Genomic DNA, 24,138 nt, shown 5'->3' on the forward strand with positions numbered 1-24,138 from the left:
AACGACCGTGCATAACGTCGTGATCAGCGGCACCGGCCTGTATACCCCGGCCCAGAGCATTTCCAACGAAGAACTGGTGCAGTCCTTCAACACCTGGGCGCAGCAGTACAACCAGGACAACGCCGCCGCCATCGAGCGCGGCGAACTCGAAGCCGCGCCCGAATCCAGCGCCGCGTTCATCGAGAAGGCCTCGGGCATCAAGAGCCGCTTCGTCATGGACAAGGACGGCATTCTCGACCCGCAGCGCATGAAGCCGCGCCTGCCGGAGCGCTCCAACGACGAGCCGTCGATTCTCTGCGAGATGGCTGTGGCCGCTGCCCGCCAGGCCTTGCAGCGTGCCGGGCGTACCGCCGCGGATGTCGACGGAGTGATCGTCGCCTGTTCCAACCTGCAGCGTCCGTACCCCGCCATTGCCATCGAAGTGCAGCAGGCGTTGGGCATCCAGGGCTTTGCCTTCGACATGAACGTGGCCTGCTCGTCGGCCACCTTCGGCATTCAGACCGCCGCCAACAGCGTGCAACTGGGCCAGGCCCGTGCGGTGCTGATGGTCAACCCGGAGGTGTGCACCGGCCACCTCAACTTCCGTGACCGCGACAGCCATTTCATCTTCGGGGACGCCGCCACCGCCGTGCTGATCGAGCGCGCCGACCTGGCCACCTCGGAGCATCAGTTCGATATCGTCAGCAGCAAGCTGTGGACCGAATTCTCCAACAACATTCGCAACAACTTCGGCTTCCTCAACCGCGCAGCCGAAGAGGGCATCGGTGCGCCCGACAAGCTGTTCATCCAGGAGGGGCGCAAAGTCTTCCGCGAGGTGTGCCCGAAGGTCGCCGAGCTGGTTGGTCAGCACCTGGAGGAGAACGACCTGCAACCATCCGACGTGAAGCGCTTCTGGCTGCACCAGGCGAACCTGAGCATGAACCACCTGATCGTCAAGAAGCTGTTGGGGCGTGAGGTGGATGAGCAGGAAGCGCCAGTGATCCTCGATCGCTATGCCAATACCAGTTCGGCGGGGTCGGTGATTGCCTTCCACCTGTACCAGGATGATCTGGCTCCGGGTGCGCTGGGTGTACTGAGTTCGTTTGGGGCGGGGTATTCGATCGGGAGCGTGATCCTGCGCAAGCGCTGAGTTCTGTCGCGCCTGTTCAGCCCTCTTCGCGGGCAAGTCGGGGCGCCGAACCGCCGCTCCCACAGTGGCCACAGTTCTCTGCGCGACAGCGCAGAAGGGCTGGGTGATCTCCCACAAGTACCGCACAGCTTTCGTGGGGCTTGCCCGCCAAGAGGGCGATGCATTTCCAACAGGCAAAAAAGGCAGGAAACGCCGGATGGGGTCGGCATTTCCCGCCTCAGAGTGAAACGGAGCAGGGTGTCGCTTAGAACTTGGCTTCCAGGTCGACCTGCAGGGTGTCGACATCAGCATTGCTGTTGGGCAATTGCGACAGGTCGGTCTTGGCCATCAGGTAAGCAGCACCGAGCGAGAAGTTCTTGTCGATCTCGTAGCCGACCTTGAACTTGTGACCACGCGAACCCGTGAAGCCGTTGCCGAAGTCCGAGTCGGTGAACAGGCTGACCACCGCGTTACGCTGGACATCGCGGTAGTTGTAATCCAGGCTCCAGGCGCCGACCTTGGTCTTCAAACCTGCCAACCAGCCCACGTCAGCACCGTCGGTGCTCTCGGTGTTCTTGACGTATTGGCCGTACGCGGACAACGGGATGGCGAAGCCAGTGAAGTCGAGCTGACCGAAGCCTTCGACCAGATTGAACTCGTTGGTGGTATTGCCCAGCGAAGCCAGCAGCGCCGAGGCTTTGTCATTGTCATAGCCGTAGATGCTCGCGCCCACGGTCAGCTTGAGGACGTCGGCCGGTGCGAACTTGGCACCCAACTGGCCGTGGTAGAGCTGCGCGTCGTGCTTGTACTGGACGCCGTCACCGTCGACGTTGTCTTTGAGGGTGTACTGACCGGCACTGGCGAATACTTCGGCGCCACCCAGGTCGGTCTTGTAGGTGGCTGCCACGCCTTCGGGGTTGATGTCGCCGTCCCAGATGATGTCGCCCATGCTGACCCAGGGCTGTTGCATCTTGCCGCCGATCAGGTGCAAGCCCGGCAGTGCGGTGGGGTGCCAATCCAGGTACGCCAGGTCGACCCACAGGTTCTTCTTGTCGAAATAGTTGTCCAGGCTCTGGTTGGTCGAGCGACGGTCGGAGCTGCTGCCGGTGGCGATACGCACGCCAGCGTCGACCTGCGGGTTGATTTCGCTATAGAAGCCGACGCGGGCACGCACGCGCTGACGGTCCTGGTTGCCACTGCTGCTGTTCGGGTCGTCGACGTTGACGTCTTCGTAGCGCAGGCGTACATCACCCTTGATCTGGGTTTTGGCGGCCCAGGCAACTTTCTGCTCGAAGGAACTCATACGCTCTGCCTGAGCTTTCTGATCCGCCTTTTCCTTGGTTTCCGTGGCCAGGTCGGCCTGCAGTTCGTTGTACTGCGCCTGGTTGATGGAACCGTTGGCGCGGAGCATTTCGAGCAGCTTGGCGTCGACTGCAGCACTGGCCGGAGTACTCAGAGCCAGCATCATGCCGGTGAGGCTCACTCCGGTAAGTGTAGAAACAAGACGCATAAGGTTCTCCCTGTTGGAAATAAGTGGGGAGGCTTTTGCGCCCGCCCCCAAGTTGGCATGTCTTCGGAAAAGGCCTGGCTAGACAGGTTTCTGGGGTTCCGGAAAACAGGCGCAAGTATTGCGGCGGGGAATGACAGATTGATGTCTAATTGATGGCGTTGCGGTTAAGTGTTTGAGATTGAAAGGTTTGAGGAAAACATCCGCTCATTTGAGTGAAACGGCCTTCTCCCGGATACTGGTAGCCTTCCACTGCGAGTCGAAAACGTGACCAGCCTCTACAGCCTTGCCCACTTGCGTGATCTACCGGCAGCGACCTGGGACGCCTTGGTGCCTGCCGGCCAACCGTTTTTGCGCCACGCTTTCCTCACTGCGCTGGAGGACAGTGGCAGTGTTGCACCGGCCACGGGTTGGGCTGCCGAACACCTGCTGCTGGAGCGCGATGGCGAGGTCCGCGCGATACTGCCGGCCTACCGTAAATGGCATTCGTTCGGCGAATACGTGTTCGACCATGGTTGGGCCGACGCCTGCGAGCGTGCCGGCATCGCCTATTACCCCAAGTTGCTCGGTGCGGTGCCGTTCAGTCCTGTCGCCGGTCCGCGCCTGTTGGTGACCGATCCCGCCGATGGCTTGCTGCTGTTGCAGGCGTTGCCCGAATACCTGGGCAAGGGCGGACTTTCCGGAGCGCACATCAACTTCACCGATCCTGGGCTGGACCAGCACCTGGCTGGACAGCCCGGTTGGCTCGAGCGCCTGGGTTGCCAGTTTCACTGGCGCAACCGCAGCTATGGGGATTTCCAGGACTTCCTCGACACCTTGAGTTCGCGCAAGCGCAAGCAGATGCGCAAGGAGCGTGAGCAGGTAGCTGGGCAGGGCATCGAATTTCGCTGGTACCAGGGGCACGAGCTGAGCGAGGCGCAATGGGATTTCGTCTACCGCTGTTATGCCAATACCTATGCGGTACGCCGCCGCGCGCCTTACCTGACCCGTGAGTGCTTCAGCCTATGGGCCGAGCGTATGCCCGAGGCGCTGCGCGTGGTGATGGCTCGGCAGGGTGGCCGCGACGTGGCCATGGCCCTGAGCCTGGTCGGTGGTGACAACCTGTATGGCCGTTATTGGGGCTGCCTGGACGAATTCGACCGGCTGCATTTCGAGACCTGTTTCTATCAAGGCATGGACTTCGCCATAGCCGAGGGCATCCAGCGTTTCGATGCCGGCGCCCAAGGCGAACACAAGTTGATTCGCGGTTTCGAACCGGTGCTGACGCGGTCGTGGCACTACCTGTTGCACCCCGGATTGCGACGTGCGGTGGATGAGTTTCTGCAGCAGGAGCGTGAGGGCGTGCGGGCCTACGCCGAGCAGGCCCGGGAGATGTTGCCCTACCGGCGCGATTGATCGCGCCGTGTGGCACAGGCTGCGCCTGTGTTCGCGGGACAAGCCCGCTCCCACAGAGTGAACACCCTCCTAGCAGGCAACCCCCCACCTCCCACAGAGTGAACACCCTCCTAGCAGGCAACCCCCCACCTCCCACAGAGTGAACACTCTCCTTGCAGGCAACTCCACACCTGTGGGAGCGGGCTTGTCCCGCGAACACGGGCGCAGCCCGTGCCATCCACCGCCGCCATCAAAGGGTAAAGCGCTTCACCAAGCCATTGAGCCCGGTGGCCAGGCGCGACAGTTCCTGGCTCGAGGCATTGGTCTGTTGCGAACCGGAGGCGCTCTGCACCGACAGGTCGCGGATGTTGGTGAGATTGCGATCGACCTCCCGCGCCACCTGCGCCTGCTCCTCGGCTGCACTGGCGATCACCAGGTTGCGCTCGTACATCTCGCTGATCCCTGAGGTGATCTCATGTAACGCCTGCCCGGCACTCTGCGCCAGTTCCTGGGTCGAGTTCTGCGTGCGGTGCGCCAGGGCCCTTACTTCGTCGGCCACCACGGCAAAACCACGCCCGGACTCCCCAGCCCGGGCGGCCTCGATGGCGGCGTTCAGCGCCCGGGTCAGCAGCCAGGCCAGGACGATGGTCACCAGCGCCGCCAGCACGATCACCGCGATCACCACCGTGCGCGATTGCCCATAGCGCTCGGCTGAGAGGGTACCCTCGCGCTCGATGCCCTTGCCATACAGATCGCCCAGTTCGGCCAGTTGCGCACCGGTGCCATCGACCATCGGCTTCATGTCCACCAGCACGAGCTTCTGCAGGGCGGCGCTGTCGCCGCGCCGGGCCAGGGCGAAGGAGTCGGCCATGCCCTTCTGGTACACCGCGAAGTCGCGCCTGAACAGCTGGTACAGGCGGGTTTCCTCCGGCGTGTCGACGAGCGCCTCGTAGGCCTGGATGTTTTGCATCAGCACCGTATTGCGCGCCTCGTACTGGCTGACATAGGTGTCGACGTTGGCCGGGTTGGGGTCGAGCGCCACGCGCAGCGAGATGGTGCGGATGCGCAGCATGTTTTCGCGGATGGCGTCCACGGTGCGAATGCTTGGCACCCAGTCCTTTTCCATCGCCGTGGCCGAATCACGAATGGTCGACATCTTGGCCAGCGAAAACACCCCAAGAAACGCAACCATCAGTGCAATACAGGCAAAGCCCGAAGCAGCCCTTGGCGCGACACTCCATCTGCGTAACAGCATTATCACTTCGCCGGCCCACCAGGGCCTGTAGTTGTTGAGTCGTACGACAACTTCTATCGGCGAGGTGGGCGGACGCTTGAGGGGCGGGCAGGGGTCAATCGACGCCGACGAAACCCCCGGTCTGGTGGTGCCAGAGGCGGGCATACAAGCCCTGCTGGGCCAGCAGTTCGGCATGGGTGCCGGTTTCTACCACGTGGCCCTGGTCGAGCACCACCAGGCGGTCCATGCGGGCGATGGTCGACAGGCGGTGGGCGATGGCGATCACCGTCTTGCCCTGCATCAGGGTTTCCAGGCTTTCCTGGATCGCGGCTTCTACCTCCGAGTCCAGGGCCGAGGTGGCTTCGTCCATGATCAGGATCGGTGCATTCTTCAACAGCACTCGGGCAATGGCGATGCGCTGGCGCTGGCCGCCGGACAGCTTGACCCCGCGTTCACCGACATGGGCATCGAAGCCGGTACGGCCCTGGGCGTCGGACAACTGCGGGATGAAGCCATCGGCCCGTGCCCGCCGTACCGCCTCGAGCAACTGCGCCTCGCTGGCGTCGGGACGGCCGTAGAGCAGGTTGTCGCGGATCGAGCGGTGCAGCAGCGAGGTGTCCTGGGTAATCATGCCGATCTGCGCGCGCAGACTGGTCTGGCTGACCTCGGCGATGTCCTGACCATCGATCAGGATGCGCCCGCCCTGTACGTCGTAAAGGCGCAACAACAGGTTCACCAGGGTCGACTTGCCCGCACCCGAGGGGCCGATCAGGCCGATTTTCTCGCCGGGACGGATATCCAGGTTCAGCCCCTCGATGACCTTGGCGCCCTTGCCATAGTGGAAGTCGACATCGTCGAAACGCACGTTCCCTCGGCTGACCTTGAGGGGCGGAGCGTCGGGTTTGTCACGCACGGTGACCGGTTGGGCGATGGTCTGCAGACCGTCCTGGACCATGCCGATGTTCTCGAAGATGCCGTTGACCACCCACATGATCCAGCCTGACATGTTGACGATGCGGATCACCAGTCCGGTGGCCAGGGCGATGGCGCCCACGGTGATCAGTGACTGGCTCCACAACCACAGGGCCATCCCCGTGGTGACCACCACCAGCAGGCCATTGAGGGTGGTGATGACCACGTCCATGCTGGTGATGACCCGCGAAGCCAGCTGGGTCTTCTCGGTCTGTTCGCGAATTGCCTCGCGCGCGTACTGTTGTTCGTAGTCGGTATGGGCGAACAGTTTCAATGTCGCGATGTTGGTATAGCCGTCGACGATGCGCCCCATGAGCTTGGAGCGGGCGTCGGATGAGATCACCGAACGTGCCTTGACCCGTGGCACGAAGTAGAAGAGGGCAGCGACGTAGCCGGCAATCCACGCCAGCAGCGGCAGCATCAGGCGCCAATCGGCCTCGGCGAACAGCACCAGCGAGCTGATGGCGTAGATCAGCACATGCCACAGGGCGTCCACCGCCTGCACGGCTGAATCGCGCAGCGAGTTGCCGGTCTGCATGATGCGCTGGGCGATGCGCCCGGCGAAGTCGCTCTGGAAGAAATTCAGGCTCTGCTTGAGCACGTAGGTATGATTCTGCCAGCGGATCAGGCTGGTCATGCCCGGGTTGATGGTCTGATGCACCAGCAGGTCATGCAGGCCGAAGAACAGCGGACGCAGCACCAGGATCACCACCAGCATCCAGATCAGCTCGCCGCTGTGCTCGCTGAAGAAGCTGACGTTGGGCGTGCCTTGGGCCAGATCGATGATGCGGCTGAGGTAGCTGAACATCGCCACCTCGATCACCGAGGCGACCAGACCGACCACCAGCAGGGCGAGAAAGCTGGGCCATACCTGGCGCAGGTAGTAGAGGTAGAACGGCCAGACCTGGCTGGGCGGCGACTCGCTGGGCGCGTCGCGGAAGATGTCGATCAGTTGCTCGAAACGACGATACAGCATGGGCAGTGCAACTCCTTTTCCAACCGACCGGCAGGTGGCTCACATCCTTGTGAGACCGGCAATCAGTCGATGCGTTTGGCCGACTTGATGTAGACCGGGTCAGCCGGTACATCGCGCATGCCTTTCTTGATGGTGGTGGGCGAGTTGACGATCTGGTCGACTACCTGCATGCCCTTGGTGACCTTGCCGAACACTGCATAGCCGGCGTCGCGACCGGGGTTGAGGAAGTCATTGTCGGCGACGTTGATGAAGAACTGGCTGGTGGCCGAATTCGGGTTGGAGGTACGCGCCATGGACAGGGTGCCACGGGTGTTCATCAGGCCATTACCGGCTTCGTTCTTGATCGGATCGCGGGTGTCTTTCTGCACCATCTGGTCGGTGAAGCCGCCGCCCTGGACCATGAAGCCCGGGATCACGCGGTGGAAGATGGTGTTGTTGTAGAAGCCGCTGTCGACGTATTCGAGGAAGTTCTTCGTACTGATCGGCGCCTTCTCGGCATTGAGTTCGATTTCGACCTGGCCGAAGCTGGTGTCGAGCAGTACGTGCGGGGTTTTGTCCGAGGCCATCACGCTGGCGGCAAAAGCGAACGAGCAGGCGGTGAGCAAAAGGTTTTTCAGCATGGGCTCAAAGATCCTTGAGAGGTGGAAGCGGCGGTCAGAAACTGCAGCAGGGTCTGGTTGAAGACGTCAGGTTGATCGAGGGGCGTAGCGTGCCGGGAATCGTCGATGATCGCCAGCCTGGCCTTGGGTATTTTGGCCACGTAGCGCTCCTTGAGGTGTATCGGGGTGTAATCGTGGTCGGCGGCGATGATCAGCGTCGGGCAGCGTATCTGTCCGATGCGTTCTTCTACGCCCCAGTCGACGATGGCGTCGAAACTGGCGAGGTAGGCGCGTTTGTCGTTGCGGGCCCAGCGTTGAGCCATGGTCTGGCGTAAATCGGCCTGTTCGGGCTTGGGGAACAGCCGTTCGGCCAAACCCTTGCCCACCGTCTCGACGCTGAGCAGGCGCGCCAGGCTCCAGCGCTTGGCCCACCATAGCCAGTCGGAAGCGGTGCGCCGCTTGACCGCCGGGGCGCTGTTGACGATACACAGGCTGCGTAGCCATTGCGGGTGGTCGACGGCGAACTGGAAGCCGACCATGCCGCCCATCGAAAGCCCGACGAAGTGCACCGGTCCGGTTTGCAGGTGTTCGAGCAAGGCCAGCAGGTCGGCGCTGAAGGTGGCGATCTGGTAACCGTCGCGGGGTTTGTCGGAGCGCCCGTGGCCACGGATGTCCATGAGGATCACCCGGTAGTGCTGGCTCAGCAACGGCACCTGCAGCTCCCAGTCCTGGCTGCTGGAACCGAGCCCGTGCAACAGCACCACGGGGTCGCCGTGGCCGTATTCCTGATAATGCAAAGAGCATCCTTCATGTTCGAAATAGGCCAAGGCGCGGTCCTCTCAGGCTTGTGGGGGGGCTGCGAAGGGCACGTCCAGGGGCGCGGTGTCGAAATTGCGCAGCAGGTCGATGAGAATCTGCGTGGCCGGGCCCAAGGTCTTCTCTTTGCTCGAATAAAGGTAGAACAGCGGATGGCGGCTGCCACCCTGATCCAGCGGCAGCGGTTTGAGCACGCCGTCGCGCAGTTCGCGTTCGATCATGTGCCGCGGTAGCCAGGCGAAGCCCAGGCCGCTACTGACAAAGGTGGCAGCGGTGCCGAGGCTGCCGACCGTCCAGCGTTGTTCGGCGCCCAGCCAACCGACATCGCGTGGCTGCGCCCGGCCCGAGTCGCGGATCACCACTTGCAGTTGGCTTTCCAGATCCTGGAAGGTGATCTCCCGGCCCAGACGGTGCAGGCTGTGCTCAGGGTGGGCGACGGCGACGAACTCCACCGAACTCAGCTCGGTGCCCAGGTAGCCGCCGATGCTGAAGCTGCTGATGGCGAGGTCGGCGATGCCTTCGTGCAGCACCTCCTCGACCCCTGACAGCACTTCCTCACGCAAGCGTACGCGGCAACCCCGGCTTTGCGGCATGAATGCACTGAGGGCGCGCACCAGGCGGGCGCTGGGATAGGCGGCGTCGACCACCACGCGCACCTCGGCTTCCCAGCCTTGTTCCATGTGGTGGGCCAGGTCTTCGAGTTGGCTGGCTTGCTTGACCAGGTGCCGCGAACGGCGCAGCAACACGTTGCCGGCCTCGGTCAGCACCGCCTTGCGCCCGTCGATGCGCAGCAAGGGCACGCCCAGCTGCTCCTGCATGCGCGCCACGGTATAGCTCACCGATGATTGCGAGCGGTGCAGGGCCTCGGCGGCCTGGGCAAACCCACCGTGGTCGACCACCGCCTGCAGGGTTCGCCACTGATCCAGGGTTACGCGCGGCGCTTTCATCTTCGGCTCCTGTTGTCCTAAGCTGCGCTCTTCTCAAGGAGAGCGCCCATGAAGAAATGTTGTGCGGTATTGCTGCTGTGCCTGCCCGTGGGGGCGATGGCTTACCCGATCGAGGTCGAAAAGCAGACCTCCGGTGTTCAACTCGACTACACCACCTACGACACGGCCTACGACCTCGGCAGCATCAGTCTGAACAACTATGGGCAGGTGCCGGCCCAGTGCAAGGTCACCTTCCGTAATGGCCCAGAGGCGCCACGGGTGCGCCGGGTGAATGTGCCGGCCGGCAAAAGCGTGGATGTCACAGCCAAATTCAACCGACAGATCATCAGGCTGCGGGTAGACCTGGACTGCAAAGCGCAATAAAACGGATTAATCGATAGATTGAACCCACTTTTTACGCTTTTTTATCGATAGGTCAAGCCTTAATCTCTTCTCCATCGAATCGCACCCTTTATTGCCGATGGAGGCAGCCATGTCCCGCGTACTGATCATCGAAAGCAGCGCCCGCCAACAGGATTCCGTGTCCCGCCAACTGACCCGCGACTTCATCGCCCAGTGGCAAGCGGCGCACCCGGCCGATCAGATCACCGTACGCGACCTGGCCGCGACCCCGGTACCGCACCTGGACGCCGACCTGCTCGGCGGCTGGATGAAGCCCGAAGACCAGCGCAGTGCCAGCGAGCTGCAAGCTCTGGCCCGCTCCAACGCGTTGACCGATGAACTGTTGGAAGCCGATGTGCTGGTGATGGCCGCACCGATGTACAACTTCACCATCCCCAGTACCTTGAAGGCCTGGCTGGACCACGTGCTGCGTGCCGGCATCACCTTCAAGTACACCCCGACCGGCCCCCAAGGCCTGCTCACCGGCAAGCGTGCCATCGTGCTCACCGCCCGTGGCGGCATCCATGCCGGCGCCGCCAGCGACCACCAGGAACCCTATCTGCGGCAGGTCATGGCGTTCATCGGCATCCACGATGTCAATTTCATCCACGCCGAAGGCCTGAACATGAGTGGCGAGTTCCATGAGAAGGGCCTCAACCAGGCCAAGGCGAAACTGGCCGCGGTGGCCTGATCGGTAACGAATTCCCAACCCTGACACCTGGTTTTTGCTCCTTTGGGTGTACCTGCCCGGCCTGATGGCCGGGCTTTTTTGTCTCTGTCCCCACATTCCCCATGGTTGAACTGCAGCGCTGCAACCCGCTAAGGTCGCGGCCTTGATTCAAGAGAGAGCACCATGGGCTACCTGATTATCGTCGCGCTGATCCAGGCGTTTTCCTTCAGCTTGATCGGCGAGTACCTAGCTGGGCACGTCGACAGTTACTTCGCCGTGCTCGCCCGGGTGGTGCTGGCGGGCCTGGTGTTCCTGCCGCTGACCCGTTGGCGCCAGGTCGAGCCGCGCTTCATGCGCTCGATGCTGCTGATCGGCGCCTTGCAGTACGGCATCACCTACGTCTGCCTGTACCTGAGCTTCCGTGTGCTGACGGTGCCGGAGGTGCTGCTGTTCACCATCCTCACACCACTGCATGTGACCTTGATCGAAGATGCCCTGAACCGGCGCTTCAATCCTTGGGCCTTGATCGCCGCCCTGGTGGCCGTGGCGGGGGCGGCGGTGATCCGTTTCGACAGCATCACCGGCGACTTCTTCATCGGCTTCCTGCTGCTGCAACTGGCCAACTTCACCTACGCCGCAGGCCAGGTGCTGTACCGCCACCTCGTCGCCCGCCATCCCAGCGACCTGCCGCACTACAAGCGTTTCGGCTACTTCTATCTGGGCGCGTTGCTGATCGCATTGCCGGCGTTCCTGCTATTTGGCAATGCCCAGCATCTGCCAAGCACCGACGTGCAGTGGCTGGTGCTGTTGTTCCTTGGCCTGTGCCCGACGGCGCTGGGCTTGTACTGGTGGAACAAAGGCGCGTGCCTAGTCTCCGGCGGTACGCTGGCAGTGATGAACAACCTGCACGTACCGGTGGGCCTGCTGCTCAACCTGCTGATCTGGAACCGCGACGAGCCCCTTGGACGGCTGTTCGTCGGCGGCGCGATCATCCTGGCGTCCGTGTGGCTGGCCCGCCTGGGCGGTAGGGCGCGCGCAGTGCAGAGCCAGAAGGCCTGACATGCACACCATCTTCGTCATCGTCGCGCCGATCTTTGCCCTGATCCTGGTCGGTTACCTGTGCCGCAAGACCAACAAGCTGGGTGACAAGGCCGCTGCCGAAATCAACAAGATGGTGGTCTGGCTGTGCCTGCCGGCGCTGCTGTTCAAGGTCACCGCTACGGCGACCTGGAGCGAGATCTGGCACCCTGGGTTCATCCTGGCGTTCGGGGCGGGGGCGCTGGCGATGTTCGTCATCACCCTGGGTTGGCGCCTGTACAGCGGCCATGGGCTGGTGGCATCGAGCATCGACGGGTTGAGTGCGGGATACGCCAATACTGGCTATATCGGCATTCCCCTGTGCGTACTGCTGTTCGGCCAGGCCGGCCTGCAACCGGCGCTGATTTCGTCGCTGATCGTGGTGTGCCTGGTGTTCGCCATCTCGCTGACATTGATCGAGATCGGCCTGCAGGAAGAGCGGCAGATCGGTCGGGCGATCCTGGTCGTGGCCAAGGCCCTGGCGAAGAACCCTCTGGTCTTCTCGCCGGTGGTCGGTGCTGCCTGGGCCATGTCCGGACTGGGCCTGGCGGAGCCGGTGCTGCATTTTCTCGACATGCTGGCGTTGGCCACCACGCCTTGTGCGTTGATTTCCCTCGGCGCGTTCCTGGCCGAGAAGCGCACCGGGACCTAGGCCAGCCCGTGGCCGTTGGTGTGGCTGAAGCTGGTCGGGCAACCGGCGCTGACCTGGGTGCTGGCGTTCAAGGTATTCAGCCTGCCGACCATGTGGGCGACCTCGGCGGTGTTGCTGGCAGCGCTGCCGACCGGGACCGGGCCGTTCATGCTGGCGGAGTACTACAACCGCGAGGCGGGGCTGATTTCGCGGACGATCCTGTTGTCGACCGTGGTGTCGTTGGTGACGTTGACGGGGTTGTTGTATCTGTTGGGGATGGGCTCGGCTTGAGAGCTTCAGCGTTTGATAGATCGAGCGCCACAGCTTAGGTCCAGAGGCAGGCCCTTGCCAGTCACCCGAGACCCACAGGGTTACGAATAAAACTGCCCCGAAGCCGTGAAGGGAGCATTCCCTGTTCGATCTCATCCACCAGCGTCTTGACCATGGCGCTGATGTGGTACGACGCCTCTGTCATTCGACGATCGCCCATCAATACCCCGGTTTGGTTCAGGTAACGGGCGCACGCCATCAACTTCTGCGCCTCTGCCTGGGCATAGGAGAGTGATGTGGTCGAGGTCACGCAGAAGATCGGCTGGGAAGGGCGAAACAGGGTCTGTGGCGTTGGGTCTTCGGGTGGCGGGATGCGGGATGGTTTGCAGGGTGGCATGGTGATTTGTCCTTGGGATTGCTAGGGGATGGCACGGGCTGCGCCCGTGTTCGCGGGCAAGCCCGCTCCCACAGGTACAGCGTCGAATCCTACAACTGCGCGCAGAGGCCGGTTGAGTCAGCGCGGATCTGCGCGCTGCATGCCCAACTCGGCATCATCCAACAGGGCCTTGGCCAGGGCGCTCAGGTAGTGGGCGGCCCAGACGCATTGCGGGTTGTTGTCCATCGCGCCGGCGATACTCATGTCGCGGGCGTAGCCCATCAATTCGGAGGCTTGTTCGCGCGCGTATTGGCAGGGGATGCCAGGCTCGATGCAGAACAAGGGTTGGGTCTGGTTTTCACCTTGGTAGAACTTGGTTTTGCCGACTGTGAACCTGCGGCTGGTGTCGTCCATGGGCATGGTGTTATCTCCCTGAAGCGTTGGGTGCCTGGGCTGGCCTTATCGCCGGCAAGCCGGTTCCTACACGCCCACCTGGCAGACCAGGGGAAGGGAGTGGTGGAAGTGTAAGGCAAGGTTGCTCGCAATCAGGCCAGGCCAGGCATGACGTGATGTGACTGGTAACGCGGCCTGGGCGAAGGCTAGGTATCTTCGAGGGAGTAAGGGGTGTGCGGTGGGTCGGGAACGATCTTGAGCATATACGATTTCCTTTCTGGGGCGGCCACCGTCTGCTGTCAAACAGAGGGTGGCAGCTGTACGCGGGTTGACAGACCGGTGGAAATCGTAAGCCCGGCGCACGCAAGCGTGCCCCACATACAGCTGCCATAAAGGCAGGCTATACCGATTTAACCGTAGCGGCCTGTCAAAGCCGGTCGTTGATGTGCAACGACACCCCGAGACTAGAACGCATCGAGGGAAGGCCGCAACGGAAAAAAGGCGGCAATAGTATCTTTGGGAAACGTCCTACAGAGAAGAGCCTAAATCTGATTTCGGCTAAGCGTTTTGGCTAACGCGCCTTAGGCGTGGGGAGAAGCAAGACGGCGATGCAGGCGGACGAAAAAATTCAAACGCCAGAAAAGAGGAGGCCCCGCAAAGCGGGGCCGTCACATAACCTAGTCTCTTCACCGCTTCGTGTAGCGCGGGAGTGGAGGTTCCTAGGGCTGCGAGGTCAGGTTACCAGTCTCGATACGCACGTCAACCCCCAAGCTGGGAAATGAACGTCCGAATCCCAATCTGGGAAACGAAGAACTTGATCACGCGGTCACCAGAACGATCCATCGAAATAGCCGTTGATGCTGGCCCCGCAGGCATACACGGGAAGATTTTTCAGGGGCGTTTCGCTTTTCGCTACAGAGTCCTGCCGGTACCATTGCAGCCGCGTGTGGGTATTCACGGCATTAAAGGGAGCTGGCTCTGCGCAATCGGTGTTTCCACCACGAACCGCTTTTATGGAAGCCGATCTACAACCTGCATCGTGACATCACGGAAATCGTGAAGTGGATTGATCCTGGTTTGTGTGAATGGCTCAAAGCCCATGACCGGCTGCCTGCTGCGCTAATTGACTGGAACAGCTGGAGAGAGTCTTCCAGACGCACGGCTAATAAGGTGGACGCTATTTTATCAACCTCAGGCCGAAGCGAAGCCTAAAAGGCTGAGGTAAAAGGTTATGTCAGGTTTCATCTGATTACTTCGCACAGTTGCCCGCAACGGGATTTCTAGGGGCCGCCGAGCGGCCCCGTCAATCTCAAGCCTCGTTCATCTCTTCCAGCCGCCGCGGCTCGATCGACTCCCGGCCCCGTGCGGCCAAGCCAACCCGCATATCATTGCCGCTGGGTTGCTGATAAACGCTCAGGCCGAATTCCGGCAGCACCGCCAGCAGGTAATCGAAGATATCCCCCTGGATCCGCTCGTACTCGGCCCACACCGTGGTGGTGGTGAAGCAGTAGATTTCCAGCGGTACACCTTCGGCGCTGGTCTGCATCTGGCGGACCATGCAGGTCATGTGCGGGTGCACCATGGGGTGGTTCTGCAGGTAGGCGAGGGTGAAGGCGCGGAAGGTGCCGATGTTGGTCAGCCGCCGACGGTTGGCCGAGTGCCCGGCAAGCCGGCCCTTGGCCTGGTTCCAGTCCTTGAGCTCCTGGCGCTTGCCGGCCAGGTACTCGGTGAGCAACTGCACCTGCTCAAGTCGCTGTTCTTCCTCGGCACTGAGGAAACGCACGCTGGCCATGTCGATGAACAGGCTGCGTTTGATGCGTCGGCCACCGGACTGCTGCATGCCGCGGTAGTTACGGAACGACTCGCTCATCAGGCGCCAGGTGGGGATAGAAACGATGGTCTTGTCGAAGTTCTGCACCTTGACCGTGTGCAAGGTGATATCCACCACGTCGCCGTCGGCGCCGACCTGGGGCATTTCGATCCAGTCGCCAACGTGCAGCATGTCGTTGCTGGTCAGCTGCACGCTGGCGACGAATGACAGCAGCGTGTCCTTGTACACCAACAGCAGCACCGCCGACATCGCACCCAGACCCGACAGCAACAGCAACGGGGAGCGATCGATCAGGGTGGCGACGATGACGATCGAGGCGAAGATCCACAGCATCATCTTGGCCAGTTGCACATAACCCTTGATCGAGCGGGTGCGGGCGTGCTCGGTGCGTGCGTAGATGCGCAACAACGCATCGAGCAGGCAGGACAGCGCCATGGTCATGAACAGCAGGGTGAAGGCCAGGGCCACGTTGCCGAGGAAGTGCTGGGCGGTATCGGACAGCGCCGGCACCAGTTTCAAGCCGAACTGGATGACCAGCGAGGGGACGGTTTGCGCCAGGCGATGCAGGACCTTGTCGTGGCGCAGGTCGTCGACCCAGTGCAGTGCCGGTTGACGTGCCAGCAAGCGCGCTGCGTGCAATATCAGAAAGCGCGCCAGGCGGCCGAGCACCAGCGATATCAGCAATAGAACAGCCAGGCCGAGGGCGGCATGGAGCATGGGATGTTGGTCGAGGGTGCCCCACAAATCGAGGGAGTCACGCCAGATTCCTTGAATATCCATTGGCTTTTACAACATCTGTGTAGCGAAAAGAGCGGCTATTAGACCGTGGATGACATGCCGAAGGCCAAAAGAAATTCGGCTCCGGCTGCAGAAAACGTTACCCTATGCGACGAATTTCCCGCACTTGCCTGAGGTTACCTCCGTGTTCTCCCAATTCGCCCTGCACGAACGCCTGCTTAAAGCCGTGGCCGAGCTTAAATTTGTCGAGCCAACTCCGGTGCAGGCCGCGGCCATCCCCTTGGCCCTGCAAGGGCGTGACCTGCGCGTGACCGCGCAGACGGGCAGTGGCAAGACCGCCGCGTTCGTGTTGCCATTGCTCAACCGCCTGGTCGATCTGCGCGAGCGCCGCGTAGAGATTCGCGCGCTGATCCTGCTGCCGACCCGCGAACTGGCCCAGCAGACCCTCAAGCAGGTGCAGCTGTTCTCGCAGTTCACCTACATCAAGTCGGGCCTGGTGACCGGCGGTGAGGACTTCAAGGAACAGGCCGCCATGCTGCGCAAGGTGCCGGATGTGCTGATCGGCACTCCAGGTCGCCTGCTCGAGCAGCTCAACGCCGGCAACCTCGACCTGTCCCACGTGCAGGTGCTGATCCTCGACGAAGCCGACCGCATGCTCGACATGGGCTTCGCCGAAGACATGGAGCGCCTGTGCAAGGAGTGCGAGAACCGCGAGCAGACCCTGCTGTTCTCCGCCACCACCGGTGGCGCGGCACTGCGCGACATCATCGGCAAGGTCCTGAAAGACCCTGAGCACCTGATGCTCAACAGTGTCTCGCAGTTGGCCGAAGGCACCCGTCAGCAGATCATCACTGCCGACCACGACCAGCACAAAGAGCAGATCGTCCAGTGGCTGCTGGCCAACGAGACCTTCGACAAGGCGATCATCTTCACCAACACCCGCGCCCTGGCCGACCGTATCTATGGCCACTTGGTAGCCAAGGACGTGAAAGCTTTCGTGCTGCACGGCGAGAAGGATCAGAAGGACCGCAAGCTGGCCATCGAGCGTTTCAAGCAAGGCAGCTCCAAGGTGCTGGTGGCCACCGACGTGGCGGCCCGTGGCCTGGATATCGACGGCCTGGACCTGGTGATCAACTTCGACATGCCGCGCAGCGGCGATGAGTACGTGCACCGTGTGGGTCGGACCGGCCGCGCCGGCGGCGAAGGCCTGGCGATCTCGTTGATCACCCACAATGACTGGAACCTGATGTCCAGCATCGAGCGCTACCTCAAGCAGCAGTTCGAACGCCGGGTCATCAAGGAAGTGAAGGGCACCTACAACGGGCCGAAGAAGGTCAAGGCATCGGGCAAGGCCGCCGGTACCAAGAAGAAAAAGATCGAGAAGAAGACCGGCGAGAAGAAAGCTGCGGCCAAACGCAAGCCGACCGCCAAACCAAAGGCCAATGCGCCACTGTCGAGCGCCGATGGTCTCGCCCCGCTGAAGAAGCGCAAGCCAGCGGCTGAGTAAGGCCTGGCCGCGGGGATGTTTGATGTGCACATGCGCGGCGCCAGGGATGGCGCCTACAGTGCATCGCTCTCCATGATGGGTTGCCCGATGCAGCGGTCGAATATGTGAATCAGCCACCCATCGTCACCTAGATATGAGCGGATATTGGCATTGACCCACTCTTCTCTATCGACCAACTCCCAGTTTACTGGGAGCCCGGCATTGATGATGATCCATTCAAACAGGATGCGCTGGGTACGACCATTACCTTCCCGAAAAGGGTGCGCGACGTTCAGAGTGCCAAACGACTCCGCTACCGCAACTACCAATTGGTCTCGCGAGTAGCCTTCAAACCACCCCGCCTCGGCCATCTTCCCGAACTCCCTTGCCGCTTCTGGTTCTATACGCTCAGGGCTACAGAAGCGGGTTTTGTCTTTGCTGATCGCACTGAAACGGACTTCACCGGCCCAGCTATAGACGTTGGAAAACAGAGCGCGGTGTATCCGTTTGAGGGAGTCCAGATTATAGGGTGGGGGCGTGAACTCCAGGCGAGACGCCGCGACCGCGCTGAGGTAGCGCTCGGCGTCTTCGAGGTCATCGGCGTTGCGCAAATCGAGCAAGTTGATGAGAACATCCGTGCCCGGATAGCAGTCCGCATCTTGACCAGAACCGTACTTGTCCCGCCTCAAGCCTTGATCAGCCGCACAGCCTTGAGAGCTGCGGCACGGGTTGGCAGCTTGATTCCGTCCTCGCCTCTCTGCACCCATATACCCTCAAGGCGCAGGCTCGCCGCATAGTTGGCGTTGCGGTGCTTGGCGAACCACGCTTTCTTGGCTTCCAAACTGAGCTTTTCCATGTCTATACCTTTAGGATGCGTGTACAGGGATTGTAGCTGATCTGATCGCACTACCGGGATACCGTCTGTGCCCCCAGAGCAATCCGCGCAATCCCAAAGGCGAGTCTGGATTCGGCCTACAACTAATCGGCTTTGCGCTCTGCGGTCTTGAGTTCACTGATCCGCTTGTCGATCAACTGACACTTGTCCGGCAGGTCCTTGCTGGCAGTCCCCAGCTCCATCCCCTGGAGTTCGTCATTGATCTCCTTGGCCTTCTGCGGATTCTGCTCGGTCAACTGGGTCACCAGTCCGGCCAATTCCTCACGCTTCTGAGTGGCCTCTTCGGGCGTGCACGCCCAGGCCGGCACGGTGCACAGCAAACCGACCGCGCAGGCCAGGCTTGGCAGCAGTTTCATCCTGATCACCTCCATCAGTGGTGTACGCGGTGGAGCTTTTCAGGGCGGGGAAGTTCAGAAAATTTCCGAGCGCCGATACTTTCTGAACGCCCGCTGTCGGTCATCGGTCCCACGCTATGTACCCCTTCACCTACAACTGGAGGCCATGGCCATGCGCAAATCCTACGATTGGGACCTGATCGAACGCTTGCTGCACGAGGTGCAGAACGGTGCCGATCACAGTTTCACCCCACGCCCTTATGCCGAGCAGCACGCAGCCGACCTGGCCGCCAAAGGCCAACCCGTGGGTGATCTGGATCACCTGAAAACCCGCGCCTGCGAGTATGAAAAGTTGTTGTTCGAGCGCGGGTTCATCGAAAGCCGGCCTGAGGAGGAGGGCGGCAACGGTGAGAACTTCGTGTTGACCGAGCGAGGCTCACGCCTGTTGAGCCTGATCGACAGCAGTATTCCGGACCCCGAGCATCCACGCCAGGTGCTCGACGAACAAGAGGATGCCTTGGACGAGAGCACATTCGAACAGGTTTCAAAAAAAGCTGAGATCGCCGGTGGCGCAATTTGAGGGTGGCGAGGGCGGCCCCGGAAACCCGATAATCGGTCATCCCTTATCGACTGCCGAGTCTGTCCCATGTCTTTATCCCTCCAAGTGGTCCGTCCATGAACGGGGCCCGCAAGAGCCCCGACGCCTTCGCTTTCCAGATCATGCTGGGGCTGTGCCTGATCTGGGGCTGCCAGCAGGTGCTGATCAAATGGGCTGCCGTCGATATCGCCCCGGTGATGCAGGCGGCACTGCGCAACTGCATCGCCGCCCTGCTGGTCGGCAGCTTGGTGGTGTGGCGAGGCGACTTCAAGCAAGCCGGCCATACGTGGAAAGCGGGTCTGCTGGCTGGCGGTCTGTTCGGTCTGGAGTTTCTGTTCATCGCCGAAGGGCTGAAACTGACCTCGGCGGCGCACATGTCGGTGTTCCTCTACACCGCCCCCATGTTCACCGCGCTCGGTCTGCATTTCATCCTGCCCAGCGAGCGCCTGCGCTTGCTGCAATGGTTTGGCATCCTGTTGGCCTTCGGCGGAATCGTCGTGGCCTTCGCCGGGGGCATGTCGTTCGAGCAGATCGATCATCGCATGCTGTTGGGCGATGCCCTGGGCGTGCTGGCGGGCTTGGCGTGGGGAGCGACAACCGTGGTGATTCGTTGCTCCCGTCTATCCGAAGCGCCGGCGAGCCTGACCTTGTTCTACCAGCTGGCGATCGGCTTTGCCGGCTTGCTGCTGATCGCCTTGCTGAGCGGGCAGATTGGCGCAGTAGCGCTGACGCCTCTGGCGGTGGGCAGTGTGTTGTTTCAGGCGGTCGTGGTCTCGTTCATCAGCTACCTCACCTGGTTCTGGTTGCTGCGCAAGTACCTGGCTTCGAACCTGGCGGTGTTCTCGTTCATCACGCCGTTGTTCGGAGTGACCTTTGGCGTGCTGTTGCTCGATGAGCCCCTGAGCGTGAATTTCGTACTGGGTGCCATGATGGTGTTGGCCGGAGTGCTGCTGGTCAGTGCCGAACCGTGGGTGAAGCAGCAACTGCGCAAGTTGGTGGGTTGACAGTCGCGCATCCCGGCCCCTTCACGGGTCAGTACGGACATTGCCGAACTGTCAGGCTATCCTGCCGGGATTCGGGCATCCCTGCAGCCCACGCCCACTGACTTGCACCAGCACACCCGCGATTCCCAAACCGCTTGCCGCCAGCAATAGCGCAGGCTGCAGGTCCCCGCTGTAATGGTTGCTCAGCGCCGCCAGCAACGGCCCGCTCAGTTGGCCAAGGGCGAAGCAGGCGGTCAGCAGACCGGCATTACGCTGTGTGGCGTGGGGGGCCAGTTCCCGCGAGCGCTGCATGACCAACTGCATGCAGGCCAGGAACGGTGTGCCGCACAGCACCACCCCAAGCGATAGGCCGAAGCCGCCGCCTAGCAGGCAAGCCAGCACTCCCAAGCCTTGCAGCCACAAGGTAGCGCTCAACCAGACCGATGTGCGGCCCGGTCGGCGTGCGCTGACCAGCACCACCCCCAGTGCCGCCGCTATGCCGAAGGCTGGCCAGAACAGGTCGGCCATCCAGCTGCCGCGAAATTGTTGATTGGCCATTTGCGACAGGAACGTGGCTGGCAGGATGTAGCCGACGCCGTACAAAGCGTAAACCAGCCCCAGTCGTACTATCCCTGGGCTACGGCTCGAACCTTGGCGGGTGTTGCTAGGGCCAGGTTCCAAAGCGCGGGGCAAGGCCGTTTGTACGGCCACCAGCATGATCAGCGCCGCCATCGCGTACACCAGCCACAGACCAGCCGAGTCGATCCCCAGCAAATGCCCGCCCAGTGCCAGCAGGCCGGTCAGGGCGATCCCAAGTCCAGGGCCGGCAAAAACCAGCGCCCCCAGGCGCTGACGTCCACTGGCATTGGCCACCTGCTGGCTGAGGCTGGTGATCATCACCAGCACCCAGGCGCTGGCAACGCCGGTGCCGAAACGCAGCAGCGCATGGCTCCAGAAGCCGTGGGCGGCCCAGGAGGCAAGGGTCAGCAGCACGCACAACCACAGGCCGCCCAGCAAGCGCAGGCGGACCTGGGTGGGCTTGCGGGCGAACATGGCATCCACCGCGCCGAGGAAGTAGCCCAGGTAATTGGCTGCCGCCACCAGACCCGCCGCGGTGAGGTCAAGTTGCCCCTCAGCGATCAACTGGGGCATCTGCGGGGTCAAGGCGAAGCGGCCGATGCCCATGGCCATCATCAGGGCCACGGCGCTGGCCAGCAGTTGTACGAATGGCGACATTGGCTGAACCCTCAGACAAGTAAACGATGCATGGCAGGTTACGGCGCCTGTACTTTCAGTTAAATTGAATAATGATGATCAAGTTGTTCTTTTTTGGAGAACGCAATGGAGTTCAGCCAACTGCGCATCTTCCAGGCCGTGGCCGAGGAAGGTTCTGTGACCCGCGCTGCCGAGCGCCTGCATCGGGTGCCGTCGAACCTGTCGACGCGGCTGCGCCAGCTGGAGGAGCAACTGGGTGTCGAGTTGTTCCTGCGTGAGCGCCAGCGGATGCAGTTGTCCCCCGCTGGGAAGGTGCTGCTCGACTACGCCCACCGTCTGTCGGCCCTGCATGACCAAGCAGTCGCGGCGGTGCAAGGGGGAGAACCGGCCGGTGACTTCGTGCTGGGGACCATGTACAGCACGGCGGCCATTCACCTCCCTGGACTGCTGGCGCGGTATCACCAGGCTTACCCCCAGGTGAACCTGCAGGTGCAGGCCGCGCCCAGCGGCGAACTCCTCGAAGGCCTGCTCAACCATCGGCTCGATGCTGCCTTGGTGGATGGCCCGCCCAGTCTGGCCGGGCTCGACGGCGTGCCGCTGTGTGACGAGACCTTGCTGCTCATCACCTGTGCGCAGCATCCGCCGGTACGCAGTGCGCGGGATGTGGCGGGCAAGGCGGTGTTCACCTTCCGTCAGGGCTGCTCGTACCGAATGCGCCTGGAGGCCTGGTATGCCGATGCCCACACCCCGATGGGCAGGGTGATGGAGATCGAGTCGTACCAGAGCATGCTGGCCTGCGTGATTGCTGGGGCGGGGGTGGCGCTGATGGCTGAATCGATGCTCGACAGCCTGCCTGGGCGTGATCAGGTTCGGGCGCACCGCCTGCAGGCGCCCTTCGATCACGCCGTCACTTGGCTGATGTGGCGTCAGGGCATGTGCGGGGCGAATTTGCAGGCCTGGATCGATCTGCAACAAACCGAAACGAATAACCAACCGTCGGAAGCAGCCGTTTCCGCTTGATTTGTATCAAATTCGACCATATCTGTAAGCATAAGGGCATGCGTAATACAGCACATGGGACTATGATCTGTATGAAACATCGCAGGATTGATTTGCCGTGAGGCTGACCCGTCAAGGGGGCACTATGAAAAACCAAATGTTCAACTGGCTCCACGACCTGGGTGTCGCGCTCGGGCTGATTCCACCACCCTTGCAGCCGGTACCGATCCCGACTGATGAAGAGCAGCGCAAGCGCCAACCACGCCGTCGCTGACCAGCTGATCAGACACGACAAGGCCGCTGCGTCCGGGGGATGCAGCGGCCTTTTTGTCGTCTGTCAGGCCAGTTTCACGTCAGCCACCGCCTTGGGCGACACGAGGCTGACCACCACGAAGCTCACCAGGCCGGCTGCCAGGCTGTAGTAGATCGGCGTATTGGCATCGAGCCCATCCTTGAACATGAATACCAACGCGGTGACGAAGCCCAGCGACATGCTGGTGATCGCCCCTGCGGTGGTGGCACGTTTCCAGAAGATCGCCCCGATCAGTGGCACCAGCATGCCACCGACCAGCAGGTTGTAGGCCAGTGTCAGGGCACTGATCACATCGCTTACCACCAAGGCGATGCCCAGTACCACCAGTCCCGTGAGGAGGGTGAACAGGCGGTTGATACCCAGGCTCGACTGCTTGCCGCCGCGCAGCTTGGGCAGCATGTCTTCGGTCAGGGTGGTGGAGGCCGCCAGCAGTGCGGCGCTGGCCGTGGACATCATGGCGGCCAGGGCAGCGGCCAGCAGCAGCCCGCGAATGCCGTCGGGCAGTGCACTCTTGATCATTTCGGCGAAGGCATTGTTGGGGTTGGCCAGATCCGGCAGCAGCACATGGGCGGCCATGCCGATCAGGGCGCAGGCCAGGCCGTAGAGCACGCAGTAGATCCCGGCGGCGGTACCGGCCCGCTGGCAGACCTTCTCGTCACGGGCGGTGAACACCCGCTGCCAGATGTCCTGGCCGATGAGGATGCCGAAGAAGTAGATCAGGAAGTAAGTGACGATGGTGTCCCAGCCGATGGTGGTCAACTGGAAGCTGGCAGCCGGCAGTTTGGCCACCAGCTCGTCCCAGCCACCGGCCTTGTACAGGCATACCGGCAGCAGGATGAACATCAGGCCCACGGTCTTGATCACGAACTGCACGATGTCGGTCAGGGTCAGCGACCACATGCCGCCGATGGTCGAGTAGATCACCACGACTCCGCCGCCCAGCAGCAGCGACGCCCAGAATGGCAGATCGAGCAGCACCTGCAGCACGGTGGTCATCGCCAGTACGGAAGTCACCCCGAGCATCAGCGCGTAGGCGAGCATGATGGCGGCACTGGCCTGGCGGGCGAGGGGGTTGTAGCGTCGCTCCAGCACCTGGGTGACGGTGAAGATGCGCAGGCGCAGCAGAGGTTTGGCGAGGAACAGGTTGATGGCGATGATGCCCATGCCTAGCGCGGCGCAGAGCCAGAAGCCGGAGATGCCATGGACGTAGCCCAGGCGTACGGTACCGACGGTGGATGCGCCGCCGAGTACGGTGGTGGCCATGGTGCCCATGTACAGCGTCGGGCCCAGGTTGCGTCCTGCCACCAGATAGTCCTCGTGGCTCTTTGCCCGGCGCATGCCGTACCAGCCAAGTCCGAGCATGGCGGCGGCGTAGAGCATTACAACGATGATGTCCAAGGCCATTGGGGGTCTC

23 protein-coding genes and 3 pseudogenes are annotated in these 24,138 nt (G+C 62.0%); 11 read left to right on the plus strand and 15 right to left on the minus strand.

Features of this window, described 5'->3' with window-relative positions; genetic code table 11:
- The first annotated feature begins 7 nt into the window (after nt 1-7).
- On the plus strand, nt 8-1,129 hold the full coding sequence (locus tag KY379_RS16250) for a beta-ketoacyl-ACP synthase III (RefSeq protein WP_261240897.1): 1,122 nt from the start codon (nt 8-10) through the stop codon (nt 1,127-1,129).
- A 244-nt stretch (nt 1,130-1,373) separates the two neighbouring features.
- On the opposite strand, the gene KY379_RS16255 is transcribed toward KY379_RS16250, so the two are convergent.
- A complete protein-coding gene (locus KY379_RS16255; RefSeq protein WP_133328114.1) occupies nt 1,374-2,618 on the minus strand; it encodes a putative porin in 1,245 nt (414 codons plus the stop codon).
- A 264-nt stretch (nt 2,619-2,882) separates the two neighbouring features.
- On the opposite strand from KY379_RS16255, the gene KY379_RS16260 reads away from it, so the two are divergent.
- A complete protein-coding gene (locus KY379_RS16260; protein WP_261240896.1) occupies nt 2,883-4,010 on the plus strand; it encodes a GNAT family N-acetyltransferase in 1,128 nt (375 codons plus the stop codon).
- Nucleotides 4,011-4,239: 229 nt separating this feature from the next.
- On the opposite strand, the pseudogene KY379_RS27415 reads toward KY379_RS16260, so the two are convergent.
- The 6 genes and pseudogenes from KY379_RS27415 to KY379_RS16290 form a co-directional block, all read right to left on the minus strand.
- Nucleotides 4,240-4,608: pseudogene (locus KY379_RS27415) on the minus strand (methyl-accepting chemotaxis protein); the annotation flags it as partial.
- Nucleotides 4,609-4,746: 138 nt separating this feature from the next.
- A pseudogene (locus KY379_RS27420) lies at nt 4,747-5,418 on the minus strand (MCP four helix bundle domain-containing protein); the annotation flags it as partial.
- Nucleotides 5,339-7,171, minus strand: a complete 1,833-nt coding sequence (locus KY379_RS16275) for an ABC transporter ATP-binding protein (RefSeq protein ID WP_133328120.1) — start codon at nt 7,169-7,171, stop codon at nt 5,339-5,341. The pseudogene KY379_RS27420 and the gene KY379_RS16275, both read right to left, overlap by 80 nt.
- Before the next feature lie 62 nt (nt 7,172-7,233).
- Complete coding sequence (locus KY379_RS16280) at nt 7,234-7,791, minus strand: peptidylprolyl isomerase (protein ID WP_133328122.1); 558 nt, start codon at nt 7,789-7,791, stop codon at nt 7,234-7,236.
- On the minus strand, nt 7,785-8,597 hold the full coding sequence (locus KY379_RS16285; protein WP_133328124.1) for an alpha/beta fold hydrolase: 813 nt from the start codon (nt 8,595-8,597) through the stop codon (nt 7,785-7,787). Before KY379_RS16285 ends, KY379_RS16280 begins: the two co-directional genes overlap by 7 nt.
- Before the next feature lie 12 nt (nt 8,598-8,609).
- Complete coding sequence (locus tag KY379_RS16290; protein WP_133328126.1) at nt 8,610-9,533, minus strand: LysR family transcriptional regulator; 924 nt, start codon at nt 9,531-9,533, stop codon at nt 8,610-8,612.
- Nucleotides 9,534-9,581: 48 nt separating this feature from the next.
- Between KY379_RS16290 and KY379_RS16295 the strand changes: the two genes are divergently transcribed.
- The 4 genes and pseudogenes from KY379_RS16295 to KY379_RS16310 all read left to right on the plus strand — a co-directional run bounded on the left by KY379_RS16295 (nt 9,582) and on the right by KY379_RS16310 (nt 12,583).
- On the plus strand, nt 9,582-9,896 hold the full coding sequence (locus KY379_RS16295; RefSeq protein ID WP_133328128.1) for a 3-phosphoglycerate kinase: 315 nt from the start codon (nt 9,582-9,584) through the stop codon (nt 9,894-9,896).
- A 109-nt stretch (nt 9,897-10,005) separates the two neighbouring features.
- Nucleotides 10,006-10,605: an FMN-dependent NADH-azoreductase gene (locus KY379_RS16300; protein WP_133328130.1), complete on the plus strand. Its 600-nt coding sequence runs from the start codon at nt 10,006-10,008 to the stop codon at nt 10,603-10,605.
- Nucleotides 10,606-10,767: 162 nt separating this feature from the next.
- Nucleotides 10,768-11,643: a carboxylate/amino acid/amine transporter gene (locus tag KY379_RS16305; protein WP_133328132.1), complete on the plus strand. Its 876-nt coding sequence runs from the start codon at nt 10,768-10,770 to the stop codon at nt 11,641-11,643.
- Between the two features lies 1 nt (nt 11,644).
- Nucleotides 11,645-12,583, plus strand: a pseudogene (locus KY379_RS16310) (AEC family transporter).
- A gap of 61 nt (nt 12,584-12,644) precedes the next feature.
- Here KY379_RS16310 and KY379_RS16315 read toward each other — a convergent pair.
- The 3 genes from KY379_RS16315 to KY379_RS16325 form a co-directional block, all read right to left on the minus strand.
- Nucleotides 12,645-12,959 (minus strand): DUF3077 domain-containing protein, encoded by a 315-nt coding sequence (locus tag KY379_RS16315; RefSeq protein ID WP_261240893.1) that lies wholly within the window; start codon nt 12,957-12,959, stop codon nt 12,645-12,647.
- Nucleotides 12,960-13,076: 117 nt separating this feature from the next.
- On the minus strand, nt 13,077-13,358 hold the full coding sequence (locus tag KY379_RS16320; protein WP_261240892.1) for a DUF3077 domain-containing protein: 282 nt from the start codon (nt 13,356-13,358) through the stop codon (nt 13,077-13,079).
- 1,282 nt (nt 13,359-14,640) lie between these two features.
- The gene (locus tag KY379_RS16325; RefSeq protein WP_196171839.1) at nt 14,641-15,942 is read right to left on the minus strand and encodes a mechanosensitive ion channel family protein; all 1,302 of its coding nucleotides are present in this window, start codon (nt 15,940-15,942) and stop codon (nt 14,641-14,643) included.
- Nucleotides 15,943-16,084: 142 nt separating this feature from the next.
- On the opposite strand from KY379_RS16325, the gene KY379_RS16330 reads away from it, so the two are divergent.
- Nucleotides 16,085-17,407, plus strand: coding sequence for a DEAD/DEAH box helicase (locus KY379_RS16330; protein WP_133328140.1), 1,323 nt, complete (start codon nt 16,085-16,087; stop codon nt 17,405-17,407).
- A gap of 53 nt (nt 17,408-17,460) precedes the next feature.
- Here KY379_RS16330 and KY379_RS16335 read toward each other — a convergent pair whose 3' ends face one another.
- The 3 genes from KY379_RS16335 to KY379_RS16345 form a co-directional block, all read right to left on the minus strand.
- Complete coding sequence (locus KY379_RS16335; protein WP_261240891.1) at nt 17,461-18,075, minus strand: Fic/DOC family protein; 615 nt, start codon at nt 18,073-18,075, stop codon at nt 17,461-17,463.
- Nucleotides 18,072-18,242 (minus strand): YhfG family protein, encoded by a 171-nt coding sequence (locus KY379_RS16340; RefSeq protein WP_261240890.1) that lies wholly within the window; start codon nt 18,240-18,242, stop codon nt 18,072-18,074. The genes KY379_RS16335 and KY379_RS16340 overlap by 4 nt, the downstream gene beginning before the upstream one ends.
- A gap of 122 nt (nt 18,243-18,364) precedes the next feature.
- Nucleotides 18,365-18,637, minus strand: a complete 273-nt coding sequence (locus tag KY379_RS16345) for a hypothetical protein (protein ID WP_261240889.1) — start codon at nt 18,635-18,637, stop codon at nt 18,365-18,367.
- Nucleotides 18,638-18,788: 151 nt separating this feature from the next.
- Here KY379_RS16345 and KY379_RS16350 point away from each other — a divergent pair, with 151 nt between their 5' ends.
- Nucleotides 18,789-19,196 carry a transcriptional regulator gene (locus KY379_RS16350; protein WP_133328144.1) on the plus strand — a complete coding sequence of 136 codons (408 nt, stop codon included), beginning with the start codon at nt 18,789-18,791 and terminating at the stop codon, nt 19,194-19,196.
- 95 nt (nt 19,197-19,291) lie between these two features.
- On the plus strand, nt 19,292-20,218 hold the full coding sequence (locus KY379_RS16355) for a DMT family transporter (protein WP_261240888.1): 927 nt from the start codon (nt 19,292-19,294) through the stop codon (nt 20,216-20,218).
- A gap of 51 nt (nt 20,219-20,269) precedes the next feature.
- On the opposite strand, the gene KY379_RS16360 is transcribed toward KY379_RS16355, so the two are convergent.
- The gene (locus KY379_RS16360; RefSeq protein ID WP_261240887.1) at nt 20,270-21,433 is read right to left on the minus strand and encodes an MFS transporter; all 1,164 of its coding nucleotides are present in this window, start codon (nt 21,431-21,433) and stop codon (nt 20,270-20,272) included.
- Nucleotides 21,434-21,538: 105 nt separating this feature from the next.
- Between KY379_RS16360 and ptrR the strand changes: the two genes are divergently transcribed.
- Both ptrR and KY379_RS27275 read left to right on the plus strand, forming a co-directional pair.
- Nucleotides 21,539-22,432, plus strand: a complete 894-nt coding sequence (gene ptrR / locus KY379_RS16365; protein ID WP_133328150.1) for a putrescine utilization regulator PtrR — start codon at nt 21,539-21,541, stop codon at nt 22,430-22,432.
- 124 nt (nt 22,433-22,556) lie between these two features.
- On the plus strand, nt 22,557-22,685 hold the full coding sequence (locus KY379_RS27275; protein ID WP_306466571.1) for a PA1414 family protein: 129 nt from the start codon (nt 22,557-22,559) through the stop codon (nt 22,683-22,685).
- Nucleotides 22,686-22,748: 63 nt separating this feature from the next.
- Here the strand turns inward: KY379_RS27275 and KY379_RS16370 are convergent, their stop codons facing one another.
- Nucleotides 22,749-24,128, minus strand: coding sequence for a sodium:solute symporter (locus KY379_RS16370; protein ID WP_133328152.1), 1,380 nt, complete (start codon nt 24,126-24,128; stop codon nt 22,749-22,751).
- Nucleotides 24,129-24,138: the final 10 nt, after the last annotated feature.

Origin of the sequence: Pseudomonas sp. HD6422 (genome assembly GCF_025377065.1) — a bacterium.
Classification (GTDB): domain Bacteria; phylum Pseudomonadota; class Gammaproteobacteria; order Pseudomonadales; family Pseudomonadaceae; genus Aquipseudomonas; species Aquipseudomonas putida_U.

Bases quoted from the DNA above. Each gene is read 5' to 3' on its own strand.
- ptrR (WP_133328150.1), top strand. From the start codon at position 21,539: ATGGAGTTCAGCCAACTGCGCATCTTCCAGGCCGTGGCCGAGGAAGGT.
- KY379_RS16255 (WP_133328114.1), bottom strand. From the start codon at position 2,618: ATGCGTCTTGTTTCTACACTTACCGGAGTGAGCCTCACCGGCATGATG.
- KY379_RS16275 (WP_133328120.1), bottom strand. From the start codon at position 7,171: ATGCTGTATCGTCGTTTCGAGCAACTGATCGACATCTTCCGCGACGCG.
- KY379_RS16350 (WP_133328144.1), top strand. From the start codon at position 18,789: ATGCGCAAATCCTACGATTGGGACCTGATCGAACGCTTGCTGCACGAG.
- KY379_RS16370 (WP_133328152.1), bottom strand. From the start codon at position 24,128: ATGGCCTTGGACATCATCGTTGTAATGCTCTACGCCGCCGCCATGCTC.
- KY379_RS16340 (WP_261240890.1), bottom strand. From the start codon at position 18,242: ATGGAAAAGCTCAGTTTGGAAGCCAAGAAAGCGTGGTTCGCCAAGCAC.
- KY379_RS27275 (WP_306466571.1), top strand. From the start codon at position 22,557: ATGAAAAACCAAATGTTCAACTGGCTCCACGACCTGGGTGTCGCGCTC.
- KY379_RS16325 (WP_196171839.1), bottom strand. From the start codon at position 15,942: ATGGATATTCAAGGAATCTGGCGTGACTCCCTCGATTTGTGGGGCACC.
- KY379_RS16320 (WP_261240892.1), bottom strand. From the start codon at position 13,358: ATGCCCATGGACGACACCAGCCGCAGGTTCACAGTCGGCAAAACCAAG.
- KY379_RS16280 (WP_133328122.1), bottom strand. From the start codon at position 7,791: ATGCTGAAAAACCTTTTGCTCACCGCCTGCTCGTTCGCTTTTGCCGCC.
- KY379_RS16360 (WP_261240887.1), bottom strand. From the start codon at position 21,433: ATGTCGCCATTCGTACAACTGCTGGCCAGCGCCGTGGCCCTGATGATG.
- KY379_RS16305 (WP_133328132.1), top strand. From the start codon at position 10,768: ATGGGCTACCTGATTATCGTCGCGCTGATCCAGGCGTTTTCCTTCAGC.
- KY379_RS16315 (WP_261240893.1), bottom strand. From the start codon at position 12,959: ATGCCACCCTGCAAACCATCCCGCATCCCGCCACCCGAAGACCCAACG.
- KY379_RS16355 (WP_261240888.1), top strand. From the start codon at position 19,292: ATGAACGGGGCCCGCAAGAGCCCCGACGCCTTCGCTTTCCAGATCATG.
- KY379_RS16300 (WP_133328130.1), top strand. From the start codon at position 10,006: ATGTCCCGCGTACTGATCATCGAAAGCAGCGCCCGCCAACAGGATTCC.
- KY379_RS16295 (WP_133328128.1), top strand. From the start codon at position 9,582: ATGAAGAAATGTTGTGCGGTATTGCTGCTGTGCCTGCCCGTGGGGGCG.
- KY379_RS16345 (WP_261240889.1), bottom strand. From the start codon at position 18,637: ATGAAACTGCTGCCAAGCCTGGCCTGCGCGGTCGGTTTGCTGTGCACC.
- KY379_RS16290 (WP_133328126.1), bottom strand. From the start codon at position 9,533: ATGAAAGCGCCGCGCGTAACCCTGGATCAGTGGCGAACCCTGCAGGCG.